Source organism: Catenibacterium sp. GCM10023432 (assembly GCF_042651925.1).
GTDB lineage: Bacteria > Bacillota_I > Bacilli_A > Erysipelotrichales > Coprobacillaceae > Catenibacterium > Catenibacterium mitsuoka.
Genome location: NZ_JBHSEB010000124.1, coordinates 1 through 603, shown reverse-complemented (window position 1 = coordinate 603; position 603 = coordinate 1). Strand labels below are relative to the sequence as shown.

Here is a 603-nt window from a genome sequence, read left to right as displayed (position 1 = left end):
ATGTTCAATACTAGACGTTAACTACAAGACTGCACTTCTTCTAGAAAGCAAGTGTAGAATTCTTATGTCATTAAGTAATTCTGATAAGTTGCTCAATAGCCTTTTTTATGAGGCAGATGTCTTTAATATTGGCGCAAAATCCAAGAATAAAGCAGGTCGTGCAAGTGAGCAGCAACCTGTTTTAGGCATTCTATCTACAGATAAAGAGAATAACTATCCCCGGTTTATTAAGTTAAGACTCATCAATGATTATACTGGTCTGTCACTTAAGAAAAACATAGAACAGTGCTGTTTATTATCAAATGATTCATTACTTAATACTGATGGTGAGAAAGGCTTTAATACATTAAAAGAAGAAATACAGGTAAAGAATGAGAAGATTAGCTATGAAGAAAGGGATCATAGACTACTCTGGTTAAACATAATAATCGGTAATATTAAGAATAATATTACTGGGATATATCACGGAATAACCAAAAGAGAGATGCCTTTATTCCTGAACGAGCAGGAGTATAGATTTAACCATAGAAAGATTGGAAAGACTATCATGGATAAAATCAAGAAATACTTACAGAGATCATTTCCTATCAGTCATAGGCAGAT

1 protein-coding gene is annotated in these 603 nt (G+C 33.0%); it reads left to right on the top strand.

Features of this window, described 5'->3' with window-relative positions; all coding sequences use genetic code 11:
- Window positions 1-603 (top strand): IS1595 family transposase (locus tag ACFOZZ_RS13265; RefSeq protein ID WP_376815427.1); only part of this gene is annotated, 603 nt, incomplete at both ends.